This window comes from Pantoea sp. Ft-CA_14 (genome assembly GCF_024520875.1).
GTDB lineage: Bacteria > Pseudomonadota > Gammaproteobacteria > Enterobacterales > Enterobacteriaceae > Pantoea > Pantoea agglomerans.
In genome coordinates, this window is record NZ_JALNPM010000007.1 from 212,840 (window position 1) to 234,377 (window position 21,538).

Consider the following 21,538-nt stretch of genomic DNA (forward strand, 5'->3'; position numbering starts at 1 on the left):
TTAAATCGCCTGTTAACGGATCCCCCTGCCATGTAATGCCAGGGGGGTAATGAAGGCAGAACAGGTGATCGTGAGCCATATTACTGACCCGGAATGGCCGGGATGACACTTACCCAGCCATACCATCACGGTAGCATCAGCCGATCGCGCCCAGCGTATCTTCCTGACCCTGTTTCTTCGGCAGCAGGAACAGCGTCGCCGCAATATCCAGCAGATAAATCAGCGCCAGCAGGGTAATCGCCGCCGTAAACGAGAACTGGCTCGCCAGCAGACCAATCACCACCGGGCCGAAGCCGCCCACACCGCGGCCAAGGTTGAACAGGACGTTTTGCGCGGTGGCACGCACCTGCGGCGGAAAGGTATCGGAAATCAGCGCGCCATAACCGCCAATCATGCCGTTAACAAACATCCCCATGATCGCGCCGGTAAATAACATGATGTTCGGGTCGCGCAGCTGAGCATACACCACCACCATCACTACTGCGCCAAACTGATAGAGCAGGAAGATTTTCCAGCGTGCGAAGCGGTCGGCCAGTACGCCAAACAGCCAGATGCCAAAGGTCATCCCGACCACGGTCACCGCGGTCCAGAGGCCCGACTTCGTCAGGCTGAAGCCAAAGCTGGAGGAGAGGTAACTCGGCATCCAGATCATCAGCCCGTAGTAACCAAAGTTCTGTACTGAACAGAGGATAAAAATGCCCAGGCTGGCTTTGGCGGTGGCGCGATCGCGCACCAGCAGTTTCAGGCGCGCCGGAAAAGAGAGTGACGGCACATGTTTAACCTGCCGTTGATACGCCTCCGGTTCACCCATGCCGCGACGAATGGCAAACGAGACCAGCGCAGGCAACAAGCCGACCAGAAACATGCCGCGCCAGCCGATGATAGTCAGCAGCGGCGGTGTGATAAAGGCCGCCATCAGCACCCCGAGTTGCCAGCCGATGCCAACCCACGCTGATGCGCGATTGCGCTTCTCCGCCGGCCAGGCTTCGGCAATCAGCGCCATGCCGATACCAAATTCGCCACCCAGACCAACACCCGCCAGCGTTCGCCAGGCGAGCAGATCCCAGTAGCCCTGCGCCACCGCGCACAGCCCGGTAAAGACCGAGAAGACCAGAATCGTGACGGTGAGCATGCGGATGCGGCCATAGCGGTCGCTGAGATGACCAAATACGATGCCACCGATAACCGCGCCAATCAGCGTCCAGGTCACCAGCGATCCCGCCTGTGATGGGTTGAGCGCCAGCGAAACACTGATAGCCGGCAGCATAAAGCCGAGTATCAGCAGGTCAAATCCATCCATGGCATAACCGCTGACCGCAGCCAGCATCGCTTTGCCTGGCGTTACGCCGGGCTTAGATTGGGGAGAAGGGGACATCGTTGCGCACCTCATAAAGAAAAGTGCCGCAATTATAGAGAGAGTTCAGGATGTGACCAATTGAAAAGGCTTATCCCTGCGCCGATCAGGCGCAGGAAGAAGATTTATCAGGAAGGTCTGTTGCTGCCGTCATCGCCCGACAGTAATTCATCGAGCCGGTCACCGCCAACGTGACGGAAATCCTGACCTTTGACGAAATAGAAGATGATTTCGCAGATATTCTGGCAACGATCGCCGATACGCTCAATGGCGCGGGCACAGAACAGCGCCGTCAGCACGCTGGGAATGGTGCGCGGATCTTCCATCATGTAGGTCATCAGCTGGCGCACAATGCCTTCGTACTCTTTATCCACCTTTTTATCTTCACGGTAGATAGTGATCGCTTCGTTGAGATCCATGCGTGCAAAAGCGTCCAGCACATCATGCAGCATCTGTACGGTGTGACGACCCAGCGACTCAAGGCTGACCAGCAGCGGCAAATGCTGCTGACCAAACTTCTCCAGCGCCGTGCGGCTGATCTTCTCCGCCACGTCGCCAATCCGTTCCAGCTCAGAAATGGCTTTGATGATCGCCATCACCAGTCGCAAATCGATCGCAGTTGGCTGACGTTTGGCGATGATGCGCACGCAGGCTTCATCAATCTCCACTTCCATCATATTGACCTTCTGGTCACCGTCGATCACCCGCTGCGCCAGTTCGCCATCCAGATTATGCATGGCGGTAATTGCATCGGTCAGCTGCTGCTCGACCATACCGCCCATGATCATCACCTGGGTACGGATATGCTCCAGCTCGGCATTGAACTGACCGGAGATGTGCTTATTCAGATTAAGATTATCCATGTCGTTCTCCTGTCAGATCAGCCGTAGCGGCCAGTTATATAATCTTCGGTTTGCTTCTGGGCGGGTTTAGTGAACAGCGTGTCGGTATCGCTGAACTCAATCAGTTCGCCCAGATACATGAAAGCCGTATGGTCAGAGCAGCGTGCAGCCTGTTGCATGTTGTGCGTCACGATCACCACGGTGTAATCCTGTTTCAGCTCGGTGATCAGCTCCTCAATACGGCCAGTAGAGATAGGATCAAGCGCGGAGCAGGGCTCATCCAGCAGTAAGACTTCCGGGCGAATCGCGATACCGCGGGCAATGCACAGACGCTGCTGCTGGCCGCCGGAGAGACTGTAACCGCTCTGATGCAGCTTGTCTTTGGTTTCATTCCACAGCGCCGCCTTGGTCAGCGCCCACTGTACGCGCGCATCCATATCGGCACGCGACAGCTTTTCAAACAGGCGAACGCCGAAGGCGATGTTGTCATAGATCGACATCGGGAACGGCGTAGGCTTCTGAAACACCATGCCGACCCGGGCGCGCAGCAGCGCGATATCCTGCTGAGTCGCCAGAATGTTTTCGCCATCCAGCAGAATGTCCCCTTCAGCCCGCTGATCCGGATAGAGCGAGTACATTTTGTTGAAGGTCCGCAGCAGGGTCGACTTACCACAGCCCGATGGCCCGATAAACGCAGTCACCTGATTCTTAGCGATATCCAGATTGATGTTCTTCAGCGCATGATATTTGCCGTAATAGAAGTTCAGATTACGGACCTGAATTTTATCGGCTGATGCTGTCGCGATACTCATAATTCATCTCTCTTATACGGCGCCGCACAGGGCCGCGCCGGAAATTAACCGTGTTTACCTTTGGCGAAAATCACCCGCGCCACGATGTTCAGCACCAGCACGCAGAGGGTGATAATCAGCACACCTGCCCAGGCCAGGCTCTGCCATTCGGCGAACGGGCTCATGGCGAACTTAAAGATGGTGACCGGCAGGTTCGCCAGCGGCTGCATCATGTCGGTGCTCCAGAACTGGTTCGAGAGCGCCGTGAACAGCAGCGGTGCCGTTTCACCTGCAATGCGCGCAATCGCCAGCAGCACACCCGTGATGATGCCGGAGACCGACGCTTTCAGGGTGATAGACGCGATCATCTTCCACTTGGGCGTACCCAGCGCGTAAGCCGCTTCACGCATGCTGTCTGGCACCAGTCGCATCATGTTTTCGGTGGTACGAATCACAATCGGCACCTGCAGCAGCGCCAGCGCAATCACCCCGGCCCAGCCGGAGAAGTGCTGCATCTGCGACACCACAAGGGTGTAGACGAACAGGCCGACCACAATCGAGGGTGCCGAAAGCAGAATGTCGTTAATAAAGCGGATCACTTCTGCCAGTGGCGACTTGCGCCCATATTCCGCCAGATAGATACCCGCCATGATGCCCAGCGGTGTGCCGAAGAAGGTAGACCAGAAAATCAGTAATCCGCTGCCCGCCAGGGCGTTAGCCAGCCCGCCGCCCGCGGTATTGGGTGGTGGCGTTGATTCGGTGAACAGGGACCAGGAGAGCCCATCCACGCCGCGCGATACGGTGGTGAACAGGATCCACACCAGCCAGAACAGGCCAAAAGCCATGGTCAGCAGCGACAGCGTCAGCGCAATTTTATTTTTAGTGCTGCGCCAGGACTGCATTTTACGGCGTGATGCGTCCAGTTCGGCGCGCGCCTGAATTTCAATTGTGGTCATGAGCGCGCTCCTTCACTTTTCGCCAGCCGCATAATCATCAGCTTTGAAATCGCCAGCACGATAAAGGTAATCACAAACAGGATCAGTCCCAGCTCCATCAGCGCGGCGACGTGCACGCCCGATTCCGCTTCAGCGAACTCGTTGGCCAGCGCCGAGGTGATGCTGTTACCCGGCATAAACAGCGACGGGCTGTCGAGCTGGTAGGTGTTGCCGATAATAAAAGTCACCGCCATGGTTTCACCCAGCGCACGACCCAGTCCGAGCATCACACCGCCAATCACGCCATTTTTGGTAAAGGGCAGTACGATGCGCCAGATCACTTCCCAGGTGGTGCAGCCGATGCCGTAGGCTGACTCTTTCATCATCACCGGGGTCTGCTCAAAGACGTCGCGCATCACCGAGGCGATATAAGGGATGATCATGATCGCCAGAATCACACCCGCCGCGAGGATGCCGATACCGAAAGCGGGGCCGGAGAAAAGCTCGCCGACAATCGGAATGCCCGATATCACGTCATTGACCGGTGTCTGGAAGTATTCGGCAAACAGCGGCGCGAAAACAAACAGACCCCACATGCCATAAACAATACTGGGAATGGCCGCCAGCAGCTCAATGGCGGTGCCCAGCGGGCGACGCAGCCAGCCTGGCGCGAGTTCGGTCAGGAACAGCGCGATACCAAAACTCACCGGTACTGCGATAATCAGGGCAATAATGGAGGTCACAAGGGTGCCGTAGATCGGTACCAGTGCACCAAATTGTTCGTTGGGCGCATCCCAGGTTTTGGTCCACAAAAAGGCGAAACCAAACTTCTGGATGCTGGGCCACGAGGAGATGATCAGGGAGACAATAATGCCGCCCATCAGTAACAGGACAATCAGCGCAGCCAGCCTGACCAGCGCGCCAAAAATTCTGTCACCTTGTTTGCCTGGGGCTTTGAATGCCGGCTTCGTTGCAGCCATAGAAGTCTCAGTCTTCAGAAGTTATCAGGACGGCATGACGCCGCCCGTTGAGTCTGACCGGACTGCTGTCCGGTCAGGGTCGGTCAATTACTGATAAAGCGCTTTACCAGAACTGTCTTTGATGTTGGCTTTCCAGGCGGCGCGAATCTGTTCAGTCACGCTCTCTGGCAGCGCAGCATAATCCAGCGCTGTGGCGGTTTTGCTGCCGCTTTTGTAAGCCCAGTCGAAGAATTTCAGTACTTCAGCGCCTTTGGCCGCATTAGCCTGATCCTTGTAGATCAGAATAAAGGTGGTTGACGAGATTGGCCAGGCATCAGCGCCCTTCTGGAAGGTCAGATCCTGCGCGAACGATTTGCTCCAGTCAGCACCTTTCGCGGCATTACTGAAGCTGGTTTCGCTTGGGGCGACCGCTTTGCCATCGGCATCGATGAGTTTGGTGTAGGTCAGGTTATTCTGTTTGGCGTAGGCGTACTCCACGTAGCCGATTGAACCCGGCAGACGCTGAACAAACGCGGCGACGCCGTCGTTGCCTTTGCCGCCCAGACCGACCGGCCAGTTGACGGTGTTACCTTTACCAATTTTGCTGTTCCAGTCCGGGTTCACTTTCGCCAGATAGCTGGTGAAGACGAACGAGGTGCCTGAACCGTCAGCGCGACGTACCACGTTGATGTTGGTCTCTGGCAGTTTCACGCCTGGGTTAAGTTTGGCAATCGCCGGGTCGTTCCACTTTTTGATGGTGCCGAGGTAGATATCACCGACGGTTTTGCCATCCAGCGTCAGCTGACCTGACTTGATACCCGGCAGGTTAACCGCCAGTACTACGCCACCGATCACGGTAGGGAACTGGAACAGGCCATTTTTCTGCAGATCTTCATCTTTCATTGGCGCATCGGACGCACCGAAATCGACGGTTTTAGCGATGATCTGTTTCACGCCGCCAGATGAACCGATACCCTGGTAGTTAACTTTGCTACCGGTGGCTTTTTGATATTCTGCTGCCCACTTGGCATAAACCGGCGCCGGGAACGTCCCGCCTGCGCCAGTGAGATCGGTTGCCGCAAAAGCAGATACCGCGCTTACGGCGAAGGTGGTGGCGAGGATTCGGGCTACGGTGCTACGCATCAGTGTCATATTCCCTCCAGGGGAGAAAAGTCAGGCTTGGGGCCGTTTTAGTAAGAATCTGTGATTGCTGCAGGAGGGAAAATAGGACAGTTTGATGACAGTGAAATGTACGAAATATGACAGTTATATGACAGAGGGCCAGAGCAAAGTGGGCCCGCGACGGGGCCCACCCGGTTATTCCACAGTAACCGATTTTGCCAGGTTACGTGGCTGATCGACGTCGGTCCCTTTGATCAGGGCGACGTGATAGGAGAGTAACTGTAGCGGCACCGTGTAGAAGATGGGCGCAATGACCTCTTCGACATGCGGCAACGGGATGATCTTCATGCCGTCACTGTCGCTGAAGCCCGCATCCTGATCGGCAAAGACATAGAGCAGTCCACCGCGTGCGCGTACCTCTTCGATGTTGGATTTGAGCTTCTCCAGCAGTTCGTTGTTAGGTGCCACCACGATCACCGGCATGTCCGCATCAATCAGCGCCAGCGGGCCATGTTTCAGCTCGCCTGCGGCATAGGCTTCCGCATGAATGTAGGAGATCTCCTTGAGCTTCAGCGCCCCTTCCATGGCAATCGGATATTGATCGCCACGCCCCAGGAACAGCGCGTGATGCTTGTCAGAGAAGCCTTCTGCCAGATTTTCAATCAGCTTATCCTGCGCCAGCATCTGCTCAATCCGGTTCGGCAATGCCTGCAGTGCATGAACGATCTCATGCTCAGTCTCGGCTGACATCCCTTTCAGACGACCCAGTTTCGCCACCAGCATCAGCAGCACCGCTAACTGGGTGGTGAACGCTTTGGTAGAGGCGACGCCGATTTCGGTGCCCGCTTTGGTCATCAGCGCCAGGTCAGATTCCCGCACCAGTGACGAACCGGCCACGTTACAGACCGCCAGCGAGCCCAGGTAGCCCAGCTCTTTAGAGAGACGCAGCGCCGCCAGGGTATCTGCCGTTTCACCCGACTGCGACAGGGTGATCAGCAGGCTGTTTTTGCGAACAGCTGATTTGCGGTAGCGGAACTCCGAGGCAATCTCGACATCACAGGGCAGGTTTGCCAGCGACTCAAACCAGTAGCGTGACACCATGCCGGAGTTGTAGGAGGTGCCACAGGCGATAATCTGGATATGCTCAACCTGGCTCAGCAGCGCTTCTGCGCCCGCGCCCAGTTCGCTGAGATCAACCTGACCCTGGCTGAACCGACCGCTCAGGGTGCTTTTTAGCGCCATGGGCTGTTCGTAGATCTCTTTCTGCATGTAGTGACGGTAAATGCCTTTGTCACCGGCGTCATATTGCAGGTTCGACTCGATCTCGGCACGGGTCACGGTGTTGCCTTCACGGTCGATCACCGTGACATCGCGACGGCTGATCTCGGCGATATCACCCTCTTCCAGATAGATAAACCGACGGGTCACTGGCAGCAGGGCCAGCTGATCCGAGGCGATAAAGTTTTCGCCCATGCCACGACCAATCACCAGCGGGCTGCCGGAACGGGCCGCCACCAGCAGTGACGGATCGCGGCTGTCCATGATCACCATGCCATAGGCACCGCGCAGCTGCGGAATCACACGCAGCACCACTTCACGCAGCGAACCGCCCTGCTTCTGCTCCCAGTGAACCAGATGCGCCACCACTTCGGTGTCCGTTTCAGAGGCAAACACATAACCGCGCGCGATCAGTTCAGCGCGCAATGGCTCATGATTTTCAATGATGCCGTTGTGCACGATGATGATGTGCTCTGAGACGTGCGGATGCGCGTTCGCTTCCGACGGCTCGCCATGGGTTGCCCAGCGCGTGTGCGCGATGCCGGTTCCACCAATCAGCGGTTGCTGCTCAGCGGCTTCCGCCAGTTTCTGCACTTTTCCTAAACGCCGCAGGCGCGTGACGTGCCCCTGACGATCGACCACGGCCAGACCGGCCGAATCATATCCGCGATATTCAAGACGACGCAGACCTTCCAGCAGAATCTCTGCGATATCACGTTGCGCTACTGCACCAACAATTCCACACATAATGATGTTTTCCTGACTACATGGCTTTTCGCCACTTATGTTGTCATGCGACCTGATATCCGGCTTTGCCGGTTCCCCGAGCCTTGTAGATAGTGGGGATTATAGTTTTGGCACTGCACTGCATCGGCCCGCATTAAAGCGGGCCGTTAAAATTTATTTTTTCTTCACCGGACGCTGCCAGTCCGCTTTGTGATTCTGCTCTTTACGGTTATAGACCAGACCGGCCTGGGTCACATCTTTCATAATGGTGCTGCCCGCCGCAATGGTGGTCCCTGCCGCGATGCTGACCGGCGCCACCAGCTGGGTATCTGAGCCCACAAACACATCATCGCCAATTACGGTTTTGAATTTGTTCGCACCGTCGTAGTTGCAGGTAATGGTGCCTGCACCGATATTTACGTTGTCGCCAATCTCCGCATCACCGAGATAGGAGAGGTGCCCCGCTTTCGATCCTCTGCCCAGACGCGCTTTCTTCATTTCGACGAAGTTGCCCACGTGGGCGGCATCGGCCAGTTCGCTGCCAGGACGCAGACGGGCAAAAGGTCCGACGGTGCAGGCAGTGGCGAGATTCGCATCCTCGATCACCGAATAGGGGCTGATTTCACAGTCATCGCCAATCACGCTGTTTTTGATAATGCAGCCCGCGCCGATTCTGACGCGTGCGCCCAGCGTGACCTGGCCTTCAATAATGACGTTGGTGTCAATTTCAACATCCCGCCCGTGCGTCAGCGTCCCGCGCAGGTCAAAACGGGCCGGATCGCGTAGCATCACGCCAGCCAGCAGCAGCTTTTCCGCCTGTTCAGCCTGGTAAGTGCGCTCTAATGTCGCCAGCTGCAGCCGGTTGTTGACGCCATCGGTTTCACTGATGCGTGCCGGATGAACCGCGTTGATCACCCGACCTTCCTGATGCGCCAGCGCGATAATATCGGTGATGTAATACTCACCCTGCGCATTATTGTTGGTGAGCTGCGCCAGCCAGCGTTTTAAATCGCCGCCGTTGGCGATCAGAATGCCGGTGTTGATCTCTTTAATGGTGAGCTGCGCCGGGCTGGCATCTTTCTGTTCGATAATGCCGGTGATGGTGTCGTTCTCACGCACAATGCGGCCATAGCCGGTTGGGTCGTCCAGTACCACGGTAAGTAAGCCAATGCCGCCCTGCGGTTTGGCTTCGCGCAGCCGCTGTAGTGTCGCCTGAGAGATCAGCGGCACATCACCGTAAAGCATCATGATATCTTCATCATCCGCGAATGCAGGCGCTGCCTGCTGCATCGCATGGCCAGTGCCGAGCTGCTCGGCCTGCAGTACCCAGTTGAGCGAGCTGTCAGTGAGGGTCGCCTTCAGGCGATCGCCGCCGTGACCATAAACCAGATGAACCTGCTGTGCGCCCAGCCCTTTAGCCGCGTCAATCACATGCTGAACCATGGGTTTGCCTGCCAGCGTATGCAGAACTTTAGGCAGATCGGAATACATACGGGTGCCCTTGCCAGCAGCAAGGATCACCACACTCATCGCACTGTTAGACATAACTATCCTGAGTGAATTTTTACGGGTGAAAGTAAAACGGTTTGGGATTGAGATTACTACATTTTTCTCAGGCCGAAATTAGGCGGAAAGGCAGATCAGGCGCAGCAGACAAAAAAAATGCCAGCCCGAGGGCTGGCATTTCATGACGCATAAAGCTGGATTACATCGCTTTTTTGGTCAGTTCGATCACGCGCAGTTTAGCAATGGCTTTCGCCAGCTCGGCAGAGGCCTGAGCATAGTCCACGTCGCCGTGGCTGCTGTTCATATGGTCTTCTGCTTTGCGTTTTGCTTCCAGAGCGCGCGCTTCGTCCAGATCGGTACCGCGGATAGCGGTATCGGCCAGAACGGTGCTGCTGCCCGGTTGCACTTCCAGCACGCCGCCAGAGAGGTAGATAAACTCCTCTTCGCCGTGCTGTTTCACGATACGGATCATTCCAGGCTTAATGGCAGTCAGCAGCGGCGCATGGCCAGGGAAAATCCCCAGTTCACCTTCGCTACCTGACACCTGAATTTTCTGTACCAGACCAGAGAACAACTGCTCCTCTGCGCTGACCACATCCAGGTGATAAGTCATAGCCATAATCTTCCTCCCGGGAAACCGTTATTACAGTTTCTTCGCTTTTTCCACGGCTTCTTCGATGGCGCCAACCATGTAGAAGGCCTGCTCTGGCAGGTGGTCAAACTCACCTTCCATGATGCCTTTAAAGCCACGGATAGTGTCTTTCAGCGTCACGTATTTGCCCGGTGAACCGGTGAATACTTCTGCAACGAAGAACGGCTGAGACAGGAAGCGCTGAATCTTACGCGCACGTGCCACCAGCAGTTTGTCTTCTTCAGACAGCTCATCCATACCGAGGATGGCGATGATGTCTTTCAGTTCCTGATAACGCTGCAGCAGTGACTGAACGCCACGTGCAACATCATAGTGCTCCTGACCGACAACCAGCGGATCCAGCTGACGGCTGGTAGAGTCCAGCGGGTCAACGGCCGGGTAGATACCCAGAGAGGCGATCTGACGGCTCAGCGTTACCGTTGAGTCTAAGTGCGCAAAGGTAGTTGCTGGTGACGGGTCAGTCAGGTCATCCGCAGGGACGTAAACGGCCTGTACGGAGGTGATTGAACCGGTCTTGGTGGAGGTAATACGCTCCTGCAACACACCCATCTCTTCTGCCAGCGTTGGCTGGTAACCTACCGCAGATGGCATACGACCCAGCAGTGCAGAAACTTCTGTACCGGCCAGGGTATAACGGTAGATGTTATCGATGAACAGCAGAACGTCGCGACCTTCATCACGGAATTTTTCCGCCATGGTCAGACCGGTCAGTGCTACGCGCAGACGGTTACCCGGCGGCTCGTTCATCTGGCCATAGACCAGTGCAACTTTATCGATAACGTTAGAGTCAGTCATTTCGTGGTAGAAGTCGTTACCCTCACGAGTACGCTCACCCACACCGGCAAACACTGAGTAACCTGAGTGTTCAGCCGCGATGTTACGGATCAGTTCCATCATGTTGACGGTTTTACCTACACCCGCACCACCGAACAGACCGACTTTACCGCCTTTAGCAAACGGACACATCAGGTCGATAACCTTGATGCCGGTTTCCAGCAGTTCCTGCGAGTTAGACTGATCTTCATAAGAAGGGGCTGCGCGGTGAATAGAGGCGATCTCTACTGCGCTGCCATCTTCTTCTTTCAGCTCGCCTTTCATATCGATTGGCTCGCCGAGAACGTTCATGATACGGCCCAGGGTCGCTTTACCGACGGGTACCTGAATCGGTTTCTGCAGGTCGTTGACGCTCAGACCACGCTTCAGGCCGTCAGACGTACCCATTGCGATGGTACGTACTACGCCGCCGCCGAGCTGCTGCTGAACTTCCAGCACCAGACGCGCATCACCATTCATAACCTCGAGGGCGCTGTACACTTGCGGTACCGCGTCCTGAGGGAATTCGACGTCAACAACGGCGCCGATAATCTGGACAATCTTTCCAGTTGCCATCTTGAATCCTCTACCTAATTCCAAACCTGGTTAAACCGCGGAGGCTCCACCGACAATCTCGGTAAGTTCCTGGGTGATGCTGGCCTGACGAGCTTTGTTGTACACCAACTGCAGCTCTTTGATCAGATTTCCGCCGTTATCGGTTGCGGCTTTCATCGCTACCATACGTGCGGCCTGCTCACTGGCCAGATTTTCCACCACACCCTGATAAACCTGCGATTCGACATAACGACGCAGCAGGGTATCCAGCAGCGCTTTCGGATCGGGTTCATACAGGTAATCCCAGGTCTTCGCCTTCATCTCTTCTTCACCTTCCGCTGGCGGTAACGGCAGCAGTTGGGTGATGGTCGGAGTCTGAGACATGGTGTTATTGAATTTGTTATTGACGATCATCAGCTTGTCGATGCGGCCTTCATCATAAGCCTGCAACATCACTTTTACCGGGCCAATCAGGTCAGACAGGGTAGGTTTATCGCCCATGCCACTGACTTGCGCCACAATGTTGCCACCCACAGCATTAAAGAATGACGCCCCTTTTGAACCGATAATCGACAGATCGCTCTGCACGCCTTTATCGGACCAGGACTTCATATCCGCCAGTAACTTTTTGAACAGGTTAATGTTCAAACCACCACAAAGCCCGCGGTCAGTTGAAACGACCAGGTAGCCGACGCGCTTCACGTCGCGCTCTTCCAGGTAAGGGTGCTTGTATTCCAGATTACCCAACGCAAGGTGACCAATCACTTTGCGCATGGTTTCTGCATACGGACGGCTGGCCGCCATGCGTTCCTGCGTTTTACGCATCTTGGAGGCGGCGACCATTTCCATCGCTTTGGTGATCTTCTGCGTGTTTTTCACGCTTCCAATCTTGCTTCGTATCTCTTTTGCGCCGGCCATTAGCTTCTCCTCAAAGCCTTGCGGCCTGCCTTTTCAGACAAGCCGCCAGACATTACCAGGACTGGGTTGCTTTAAACGTCTCGACCAGGCCTTTCAGCTTGGCTTCGATATCGTTATTAAAGTTGCCCGACTGGTTGATTTCAGCCATCAGCTCAGCGTGGTCGCGATCGGCGAAGGCCAGCAGTGCAGCTTCGAAGCTGCCAATTTTTGCCAGTTCAACGTCGTTCAGATAGCCACGCTCTGCAGCGAACAGAACCAGACCCTGCTGTGCGACAGACATCGGCGCATACTGTTTCTGCTTCAGCAGCTCGGTCACTTTCTGACCGTGGCTCAGCTGTTTGCGGGTTGCATCATCCAGATCAGAGGCGAACTGCGAGAATGCCGCCAGTTCACGATACTGTGCCAGCGCGGTACGGATACCACCGGACAGTTTCTTGATGATCTTGGTCTGTGCAGCACCACCTACGCGGGATACCGAAATACCTGGGTTAACGGCCGGACGAATACCGGAGTTGAACAGGTTCGATTCCAGGAAGATCTGACCATCAGTAATCGAGATTACGTTGGTCGGAACGAACGCAGAAACGTCGCCCGCCTGGGTTTCGATGATCGGCAGCGCGGTCAGTGAACCGGTTTTACCTGTCACTGCGCCATTGGTGAAACGCTCTACATAATCAGCGCTTACGCGTGATGCACGTTCCAGCAGACGGGAGTGGAGATAGAACACGTCGCCAGGGAATGCTTCACGACCTGGTGGACGACGCAGCAGCAGAGAAATCTGACGGTACGCGACAGCCTGCTTAGAAAGGTCATCGTATACGATCAGCGCATCTTCACCGCGGTCACGGAAGTATTCGCCCATCGCACAGCCTGCGTACGGAGAGAGATACTGCAGTGCAGCAGATTCAGAAGCAGACGCCACAACAACGATGGTGTTCTGCAGTGCGCCATGCTCTTCCAGCTTACGAACCACGTTAGAGATGGTTGAGGCTTTCTGACCAATCGCAACGTAGACACACTTGATGCCTGAGTCGCGCTGGTTGATGATCGCATCGATCGCCATTGCGGTTTTACCGGTCTGACGGTCACCGATGATCAGCTCACGCTGGCCACGGCCGATTGGAATCATCGCATCGACCGACTTATAACCGGTCTGAACCGGCTGGTCGACTGACTGACGATCGATAACGCCAGGTGCAATGACTTCAACCGGTGAGAAACCGTCGTTGTCGATTGCGCCTTTACCGTCGATAGGAGCACCCAGGGTGTTCACTACGCGGCCCAGCAGGCCACGGCCTACCGGTACTTCAAGAATACGGCCAGTACACTTAACCTTCATGCCTTCGGCGAGGTCAGCGTAAGGGCCCATCACCACTGCACCAACCGAGTCACGCTCGAGGTTCAGGGCGATAGCGTAACGGTTGCCCGGCAGGGCAATCATCTCACCCTGCATGACATCGGCCAGGCCGTGTACGCGGATGATACCGTCACTTACAGAAACAATCGTACCTTCGTTGTGAGCTTCACTCACGACATTGAACTGAGCAATGCGCTGCTTGATCAGTTCGCTGATTTCGGTGGAATTCAGTTGCATATGCTCCAGTCCCCTTAAGACTGCAAGACGTCAGCCAGACGGTCAAGACGGCCGCGTACGCTGCCATCAATAACCAGATCACCCGAACGGATGATCACGCCTGCCATCACAGACTTATCAATTTTGCAATTCAGCTTAACTTTGCGTGACAGACGTTTTTCCATCGCGGCGCTGATTTTATTCAGCTGGTCGTCACTCAGCGTACTGGCGGAGATAACATCAACTTCAGCGGTGGCTTCATGAGCGTCACGCAGTTCGATGTATTGGGCCAGTACAGCCGGAAGCGCTGTCAAACGTCCGTTTTCCGCCATCACCTTAATCAGGTTCTGCGCGGGTTCATCCAGTTGATCACCACAGACTGCGTTAAACGACGCTGCCAGCGCTTCGGGTGCTAATGCACCTGAGAGAAGATCAGCCATCTGTTCATTGCGAGCCACTTCTGCGGCAAACGCCAGCATCTGTTGCCAGCGTTCAATACTTTGATGCTCAACAGCAAAGTCAAAAGCTGCTTTGGCGTAGGGGCGAGCTACAGTAATCAGATCAGACATCAGCCCCTCCCTCCTTACAGTTCAGCGACCAGTTTATCAACGATGTCGCTGTTAGCAGCTTCATCCACGGAGCGTTCGATGATCTTCTCGGCGCCAGCCATAGCCAGCAACGCGACCTGCTTACGCAGTTCTTCACGCGCACGTTTGCGTTCAGCGTCAATTTCAGCCTGCGCTTGTGTCACGATGCGATTACGTTCGTTTTCAGCTTCGGTTTTGGCTTCGTCCAGAATCTGCGCGCGACGCTTGTTCGCTTGCTCGATAATGACCTGAGCGTCTTCTTTGGCTTTTTTCAGCTGGTCGGTCGCATTAGCCTGCGCGAGATCCAAATCTTTCTTTGCACGTTCAGCAGAAGCAAGGCCTTCAGCAATTTCTTTCTGGCGCTTTTCGATAGCAGCCATGAGCGGCGGCCATACGTACTTCATGCAGAACGCGACAAACAGGATGAACGCGATAGCCTGGCCGAGGATTGTTGCATTAATGTTCACAGCACAATGCCTCTAGATTGAGTATTTAACTTTTCTGCCGTTATCAACGATAAGCGGCAGAATCCGTTCACCCTTGCACATTGTGCGCTGAGTGAACACAGGGCTTTAGGCGACAGCAAACATCACGTACAGACCCAGACCAACAGCGATCATCGGGATTGCATCCACCAGACCCATTACAACAAAGAACTGCGTACGCAGCAGAGGAATCAGGTCAGGCTGACGAGCAGCGCCTTCCAGGAATTTTCCTCCGAGGATGCCGATACCGATCGCAGCACCGATTGCCGCCAGGCCCATCATCACAGCGGCAGCCATGTACAGCAGATCCATATTCAGGTTTTCCATGACAGTCTCCAGTTTGTTTCAGTTAAATGCTCCCTTCATCTTCCGGGCTTCAGCGGTGTGCGCTGCAACCCGAAATCAAGAGGGAAAGTAGTGTTGAGAAAAAAATCAATGTTCTTCAGATGCCATCGACAGATAGACAATCGTGAGGACCATGAAAATGAAAGCCTGTAGCGAAATGATCAGGATGTGGAAAATGGCCCACGGCACATTCAGCACCCACTGCGACCACCACGGCAACAGACCGGCAATAAGGATAAAGATCAGTTCACCCGCATACATGTTACCGAACAGTCGTAAACCCAGTGATACAGGCTTAGACAGCAGGCTCACACCTTCCAGAATCAGGTTGATCGGGATGAAGATCGGGTGGTTAAAAGGCTGCAGCGTCAGCTCTTTAGTGAAGCCGCCAATGCCTTTCATTTTGATGCTGTAGAACAGAATCAAAATAAATACGCCCAACGCCATAGATAGCGTGATGTTCACGTCTGCAGACGGTACGACGCGCAGCGCCGGTAACCCCAATACGTGCTCGCCAATATATGGCAGCAAGTCGATTGGCAGCAGATCCATGAAGTTCATCAGGAAGACCCAGACAAAGATTGTCAGAGCCAGCGGGGCGATAAGTTTGCTCTTACCGTGATACATGTCGCGCACGTTACTATCGACGAAACCGACAACCAGTTCGATAGCCGCCTGCATTTTCCCTGGCACACCGCTGGTGGCAGATTTTGCCACGCTACGGAACAACACCAGGAAGATGATTCCCAGCACCATAGAGAAAAACATGGAATCGATATTTAATACCCAGAACGTCGCGGGAGCGTCGTGCGGATTCACTATCTCGAAGGTACGCAGGTCCAACTGAAGATGAGTCAGGTGGTGACCAATGTACTCTTGCGGAGTAGAGATTTCTCCTGCAGCCATGATGCCTCTTACCCTTTGTTGTTAATTACCGCCGGTGCCAGCATTTGTACCACCAGCACCGATAACCAGGTTATTCCGACCGGCCAGAAAACCGCTCCGAATAGACCCAACGCCACAATGAGCAAAATGATGGTCGCAAACACTTTGGCTATTTCACCCAAAGCGAAGCTCCACGCGACTCGCCCCGAAGCTGGGGTTTGCCCCTGCAGGCGCCAGGCTAAAAACAAAAACAATACGTTTGGCAGCCAGGCTGCCGCACCGCCAGCAAGAGCAGAGAGACCCCAGATGACATCTTTAAGAGCAAAGAGTGCACCGATGATGACTATCGTCACCAGCTGAATCATCAGCACCGTTCGGGCGTATTTTACACTGTAAAGAGACACTGACATGACGCTGATACTCTCCTGCCCCGTTAGGGGTATGTCGCGTGTCGTATAAGACTGCCTTTGCGCAGTTGAGTCAAGCAGCAAAAGCCGTGCAAATTATACGGGCCGCACCTGCGATTTCAATCGGTAAGTAGCGAAAAGGTGAACAATTATTTAAATTTCTTTCCGGAGGGCTATTTTTCCAAAGATTACCCTGCAGAGATTCACCCTAATCTGACTGAAAATTCTCTCGCAACTTGCTTTTAAAGCGTGCTTTAGATCACATAATAAGCACTTTCACTACACTGAGTTTTATCTTCGCGCTATTTAAGAACAATCTGTATTACAAATTAAATCAATAAAATCAAAGTATTGAAATTATAAAAATGCATCTGCAAGACTATTTTCACAGAAAACACGCTATTGACATCGAACTGTGCTTAAGAATCGTGTAATTGATATTACGCACGCAAAGTTATTACCGCGATATATTTTCTGCCGTGACTACTTTTATTCAGCGACCCGCCTATACAAGTGATATTTCTGATAACTGAATGTGAATTAAACGTTAAATGTAACAGAGCTTTTCGGATAATTTCCGTCAGCGTTTTAACCTTCGGTCAGCCAGGGCTTAATCAAAATCTTTTATTGATAGCGCATCATCTGCACTTTTTTCATCCCGGAACTGACGAAAATCACTGGCAGATAAACGCTAAATCTCTGCCAGTCGAAAGCCTATTGGTGACGAAGAATGACCAGGTGGCGATCACCTTCCAGCTGCGGTACCTGCAACTTAATCACAGCATCAGAGACGTAGCCTGCCGGTAACTCCGCAATTTCATCGTCCGGACGCACGCCTTTCAGCGCGAAGAAGCGCCCTTCTCTTCCCGGCAGATGATGACACCAGTTCACCATGTCGGTCAGCGAGGCAAATGCACGACTGATCACGCCATCAAAGGGCGGCTCAGCCGGGAACGCCTCAACCCGGCTCTGCACCGGAGTAATGTTAGTGAGTCCTAACTCATGCTGAACCTGACGCAGGAAACGCACCCGCTTGCCCAGGCTGTCGAGCAACGTAAAGTGCGCATCAGGCATCACGATAGCCAGCGGAATGCCAGGCAGTCCTGGTCCGGTTCCCACATCAATGAAACGTGAGCCTTGCAGATGCGGCGCCACCACGATGCTGTCGAGGATATGGCGTACCAGCATCTGCTGCGGATCGCGCACTGATGTCAGATTGTAGGCTTTGTTCCACTTATCCAGCAGGCCGACATAGGCAACCAGCTGCTGTTTTTGTTGATCGGAGAGGGAAATACCGGCTGCCTGTAGCAGCGACGTGAGTGTGTTGATCACAGCATAAGTCCATTCAGCGGGGGCGAGTCTCCTCGCCCCGTTTTCAGATCAGGCGCTTTTACGCAGCAGACCCTGTTTTTTCAGATAGATAAGCAGAATTGAGATGGCCGCCGGCGTAATACCGGAGATACGCGTCGCCTGACCAATCGAACTCGGTTTGTGATCGTTCAGCTTGGCGATCACTTCATTTGAGAGGCCGTTTACCTGGCGATAGTCGAGCTCCACCGGTAACAGCGTGTTCTCGTTACGCAGCTGGCGATCGATCTCTTCCTGCTGACGCGCGATATAACCTTCATATTTGACCTGAATCTCAACCTGCTCAGCGGCCTGCTCATCAGCCAGTGCCGGACCAAAGGCATCCAGCGTCATCAGCTTCAGATAGGTAAGCTCAGGACGGCGCAGCAGATCTTCGCCGCTCGCTTCTTTAGTCAGCGGCGCGCTGAGTACCGTATTCACTTCCGTCACGTGCTCTGACTTCGGATGGACCCAGATATCGCGCAGGCGCTGACGCTCCTGTTCAATCGCTTCCAGCTTCTGATTGAAACGCGCCCAGCGCGCATCATCCACCATACCCAGTTCACGACCGGTTTCGGTCAGACGCAGATCGGCATTGTCTTCGCGCAGCATCAGACGATATTCAGCACGGGAGGTAAACATCCGGTACGGCTCTTTGGTACCGAGCGTGCAGAGGTCATCAACCAGTACGCCCAGATAAGCCTGGTCACGACGTGGTGCCCAGCCCTCTTTGTCCGCAGACTGACGGGCGGCGTTCAGCCCCGCCAGCATCCCCTGTGCAGCGGCTTCTTCGTAGCCGGTTGTGCCGTTGATCTGGCCGGCAAAGAACAGGCCGTGAATAAATTTGCTCTCCAGCGTCAGTTTGAGATCGCGTGGATCGAAGAAGTCATACTCGATGGCATAGCCCGGACGCACGATCTTCGCATTCTCCATGCCCTGCATGGAGCGAACGATCTGAATCTGCACATCAAATGGCAGACTGGTTGAGATGCCATTCGGGTAGATCTCATTGCTGGTCAGCCCTTCCGGCTCCAGGAAGATCTGATGCGAGTTACGATCGGCAAAGCGCATCACTTTGTCTTCGATAGACGGGCAGTAGCGTGGACCGATCCCCTCGATGATCCCGGCATACATCGGGCTGCGATCCAGATTATTGCGGATCACCTCATGGGTTTTCTCATTGGTGTGAGTGATCCAGCACGGTACCTGCTGCGGATGCTGAGACGCATTGCCCATAAACGAGAAAACCGGCATCGGGTTATCGCCGTGCTGCGGGCTGAGCACTGAAAAATCGATGGTGCGCGCATCGATACGCGGTGGCGTACCAGTCTTGAGGCGGTCTACCCGCAGCGGCAGCGCACGCAGTCGTTTTGCCAGCGGAATGGACGGGGGATCACCTGCGCGACCGCCACTGTAATTATCCAGACCGATATGAATTTTGCCGTCAAGGAAAGTGCCAACGGTGAGGACGACTGTTTTCGCGCGGAACTTCAGTCCCATCTGGGTGACTGCACCCACCACACGATCGTTTTCCACGATAAGATCGTCGACCGCCTGCTGGAAGATCATCAGATTGGGCTGGTTCTCCAGTGCCGTACGCACTGCCTGGCGATAGAGCACGCGATCCGCCTGAGCACGGGTTGCCCGCACTGCCGGACCTTTGCTGGCGTTTAGTATCCTAAACTGGATACCCGCCTGGTCAATCGCACTGGCCATCAGACCACCCAGGGCATCCACTTCCTTCACCAAATGTCCTTTGCCAATCCCACCAATCGCCGGGTTACAGGACATTTGTCCAAGCGTATCAATGTTATGGGTGAGTAACAGGGTTTGCTGACCCATTCGGGCTGCCGCCATTGCGGCTTCGGTGCCCGCATGACCACCACCAATTACGATGACGTCAAAAGGATCCTGATAAAACATGAAGTGGTACCTCGGTTGATGAACTTGCAGGATCGTCGTCCTGGGGCGTGGATTCTACTCAAATTCCGTCTGGGGTGAAAGCCGCGGGATCGTCCGGTTTTAAAAGAAAGGATCTTAGATCTGTATATGATCTTTCTGTTAGATCTCTTATTAGGATCCCGCTTTTCTGTGGATATGTGCCAGAAGCACAGCAGAAACAACAGGATGAAGAGGATCACTACCTGTTAGTGATCGGTGATCCTGATCCGTATAAGCTGGGATCAAAATGGCATGTTATCCACAGCTCAAAATTCATTCTACGGTTGTTCTTTGGATAACTACCGGTTATACGCAGTAAAAGAGGGTAGTTATCCACAAAATAAACGAGCGGAAAAGGATAAAATCAGCATGTTCCACTGAGGATCGTCACTATTTCGCGATCCCCAGCCCCCTTCAGATCGCCTTTTTCCAGCTTTCCAGCCAGGCTTCCGCGGGATCTTCTGGGATCTCATGCTCCAGCACATCAATCTCCAGACGATCGCCGATCTGGCGGGCCCCCTGAGCAATTAACAGGGCTTCAATCTGGCGGATCGCGCCACAAAAGAGATCATATTCATGATTGCCGAGTCCGATGGCACCAAACCGGACCTGCGAGAGATCGGGCTGGCTTTCCGTGATGGCTTCGAACAGCGGCAGCAGGTTATCGGGAATATCGCCTGCACCGTGAGTTGAACAGACCACCAGCCAGATACCCTCATGTGGCACTTCATCCAGCTCCGGGCCATGCAGCATCTGCGTTGAGAAGCCCGCTTCCTGTAATTTTTCTTCCAGATGTTCAGCCACATACTCTGCGCTACCCAGAGTACTGCCACTGATTAAGGTGATATCGGCCATCTTGCTCTCCCGGACATTAAGGCGAGCATTGTACGCTGTGATCAAGCGGTGATCCACCTGTGGACAACAGGGTTAATAGATTAAGAGAAGCGAACGCAGCCGTTGCCAGCCGCCACATTCGTCAGGGATAAGATTATGCACAAGGCGGAGAAGGATCAGGGCTTGATAGTGCGCATGATCGGGTTTTGCAGCGAGATCAGCGTTTCCGTCGACTGAATTTCATCTATGGTCTGGATCTTGTTGATCAGCACCTGTTGCAGGGCATCAATGGATCGGCACATCACCTTAATAAAGATGCTGTAGTGGCCGGTGGTGTACCAGGCTTCAACCACTTCATCCAGCGCATCCAGTTTGCTCAGCGCCGCCGGATAGTCACGCGCGCTCTTAAGGATGATGCCGATAAAACAGCAGACATCAAACCCCAGCTGGCGCGGATCGATATCAACCCGGGTGCCCAGGATAATGCCCGCCTGCTTCATCTTCTCCACGCGGACATGAATGGTGCCGGGGCTGACGTTAAACTGTTTTGCCAGCTCGGCGTAAGCAGTGCGCGCATTGTCGAGCAGGGCATTCAGAATGCCGCGATCCAGGTTATCGAGCTGCAGATGTTCGGCCATGGCCATCCTCGTTATTGGTCTGCTTAAGTAAACAAGGATGAATGT

21 protein-coding genes are annotated in these 21,538 nt (G+C 54.3%); all 21 read right to left on the bottom strand.

Features of this window, described 5'->3' with window-relative positions; genetic code table 11:
• Positions 1-136: 136 nt before the first annotated feature.
• Complete coding sequence (locus NR195_RS13130) at positions 137-1,375, bottom strand: MFS transporter (RefSeq protein ID WP_010258883.1); 1,239 nt, start codon at positions 1,373-1,375, stop codon at positions 137-139.
• Between the two features lie 107 nt (positions 1,376-1,482).
• Entirely contained in the window at positions 1,483-2,217 is a 735-nt protein-coding gene (gene phoU / locus NR195_RS13135) for a phosphate signaling complex protein PhoU (protein ID WP_010258881.1), read from the bottom strand.
• Positions 2,218-2,234: 17 nt separating this feature from the next.
• Positions 2,235-3,008, bottom strand: a complete 774-nt coding sequence (pstB, locus tag NR195_RS13140) for a phosphate ABC transporter ATP-binding protein PstB (protein WP_010258879.1) — start codon at positions 3,006-3,008, stop codon at positions 2,235-2,237.
• Positions 3,009-3,052: 44 nt separating this feature from the next.
• Positions 3,053-3,943, bottom strand: coding sequence for a phosphate ABC transporter permease PstA (pstA, locus tag NR195_RS13145; protein ID WP_010258878.1), 891 nt, complete (start codon positions 3,941-3,943; stop codon positions 3,053-3,055).
• Complete coding sequence (pstC, locus tag NR195_RS13150; RefSeq protein WP_010258877.1) at positions 3,940-4,902, bottom strand: phosphate ABC transporter permease PstC; 963 nt, start codon at positions 4,900-4,902, stop codon at positions 3,940-3,942. The genes pstA and pstC overlap by 4 nt, the downstream gene beginning before the upstream one ends.
• An 87-nt stretch (positions 4,903-4,989) precedes the next feature.
• Positions 4,990-6,033, bottom strand: coding sequence for a phosphate ABC transporter substrate-binding protein PstS (gene pstS, locus NR195_RS13155; RefSeq protein WP_010258875.1), 1,044 nt, complete (start codon positions 6,031-6,033; stop codon positions 4,990-4,992).
• Positions 6,034-6,198: 165 nt separating this feature from the next.
• Entirely contained in the window at positions 6,199-8,028 is a 1,830-nt protein-coding gene (gene glmS / locus NR195_RS13160; RefSeq protein WP_010672188.1) for a glutamine--fructose-6-phosphate transaminase (isomerizing), read from the bottom strand.
• A 153-nt stretch (positions 8,029-8,181) separates the two neighbouring features.
• Positions 8,182-9,552 (bottom strand): bifunctional UDP-N-acetylglucosamine diphosphorylase/glucosamine-1-phosphate N-acetyltransferase GlmU, encoded by a 1,371-nt coding sequence (gene glmU, locus NR195_RS13165; RefSeq protein WP_167430515.1) that lies wholly within the window; start codon positions 9,550-9,552, stop codon positions 8,182-8,184.
• A 160-nt stretch (positions 9,553-9,712) separates the two neighbouring features.
• A complete protein-coding gene (locus tag NR195_RS13170) occupies positions 9,713-10,132 on the bottom strand; it encodes a F0F1 ATP synthase subunit epsilon (protein WP_010258871.1) in 420 nt (139 codons plus the stop codon).
• 24 nt (positions 10,133-10,156) lie between these two features.
• Entirely contained in the window at positions 10,157-11,554 is a 1,398-nt protein-coding gene (gene atpD / locus NR195_RS13175) for a F0F1 ATP synthase subunit beta (RefSeq protein ID WP_010258870.1), read from the bottom strand.
• Positions 11,555-11,584: 30 nt separating this feature from the next.
• Positions 11,585-12,451 (bottom strand): F0F1 ATP synthase subunit gamma, encoded by an 867-nt coding sequence (gene atpG / locus NR195_RS13180; RefSeq protein WP_010258869.1) that lies wholly within the window; start codon positions 12,449-12,451, stop codon positions 11,585-11,587.
• A 52-nt stretch (positions 12,452-12,503) separates the two neighbouring features.
• Positions 12,504-14,045, bottom strand: coding sequence for a F0F1 ATP synthase subunit alpha (gene atpA, locus NR195_RS13185; protein ID WP_010258868.1), 1,542 nt, complete (start codon positions 14,043-14,045; stop codon positions 12,504-12,506).
• Positions 14,046-14,059: 14 nt separating this feature from the next.
• Positions 14,060-14,593, bottom strand: a complete 534-nt coding sequence (gene atpH / locus NR195_RS13190) for a F0F1 ATP synthase subunit delta (RefSeq protein ID WP_003849530.1) — start codon at positions 14,591-14,593, stop codon at positions 14,060-14,062.
• A gap of 14 nt (positions 14,594-14,607) precedes the next feature.
• A complete protein-coding gene (atpF, locus tag NR195_RS13195; protein ID WP_003849528.1) occupies positions 14,608-15,078 on the bottom strand; it encodes a F0F1 ATP synthase subunit B in 471 nt (156 codons plus the stop codon).
• A 105-nt stretch (positions 15,079-15,183) separates the two neighbouring features.
• Positions 15,184-15,423, bottom strand: a complete 240-nt coding sequence (gene atpE, locus NR195_RS13200; protein ID WP_003849523.1) for a F0F1 ATP synthase subunit C — start codon at positions 15,421-15,423, stop codon at positions 15,184-15,186.
• A 105-nt stretch (positions 15,424-15,528) separates the two neighbouring features.
• Entirely contained in the window at positions 15,529-16,347 is an 819-nt protein-coding gene (gene atpB, locus NR195_RS13205; protein WP_010258863.1) for a F0F1 ATP synthase subunit A, read from the bottom strand.
• An 8-nt stretch (positions 16,348-16,355) separates the two neighbouring features.
• Positions 16,356-16,736 (bottom strand): F0F1 ATP synthase subunit I, encoded by a 381-nt coding sequence (atpI, locus tag NR195_RS13210; protein ID WP_010258861.1) that lies wholly within the window; start codon positions 16,734-16,736, stop codon positions 16,356-16,358.
• Between the two features lie 711 nt (positions 16,737-17,447).
• On the bottom strand, positions 17,448-18,065 hold the full coding sequence (gene rsmG, locus NR195_RS13215; protein WP_010258859.1) for a 16S rRNA (guanine(527)-N(7))-methyltransferase RsmG: 618 nt from the start codon (positions 18,063-18,065) through the stop codon (positions 17,448-17,450).
• A gap of 48 nt (positions 18,066-18,113) precedes the next feature.
• On the bottom strand, positions 18,114-20,003 hold the full coding sequence (mnmG, locus tag NR195_RS13220) for a tRNA uridine-5-carboxymethylaminomethyl(34) synthesis enzyme MnmG (RefSeq protein ID WP_256844601.1): 1,890 nt from the start codon (positions 20,001-20,003) through the stop codon (positions 18,114-18,116).
• Positions 20,004-20,435: 432 nt separating this feature from the next.
• Positions 20,436-20,876: an FMN-binding protein MioC gene (mioC, locus tag NR195_RS13225; protein WP_010258855.1), complete on the bottom strand. Its 441-nt coding sequence runs from the start codon at positions 20,874-20,876 to the stop codon at positions 20,436-20,438.
• Positions 20,877-21,031: 155 nt separating this feature from the next.
• On the bottom strand, positions 21,032-21,493 hold the full coding sequence (asnC, locus tag NR195_RS13230; RefSeq protein ID WP_003849496.1) for a transcriptional regulator AsnC: 462 nt from the start codon (positions 21,491-21,493) through the stop codon (positions 21,032-21,034).
• Positions 21,494-21,538 lie beyond the last annotated feature (45 nt).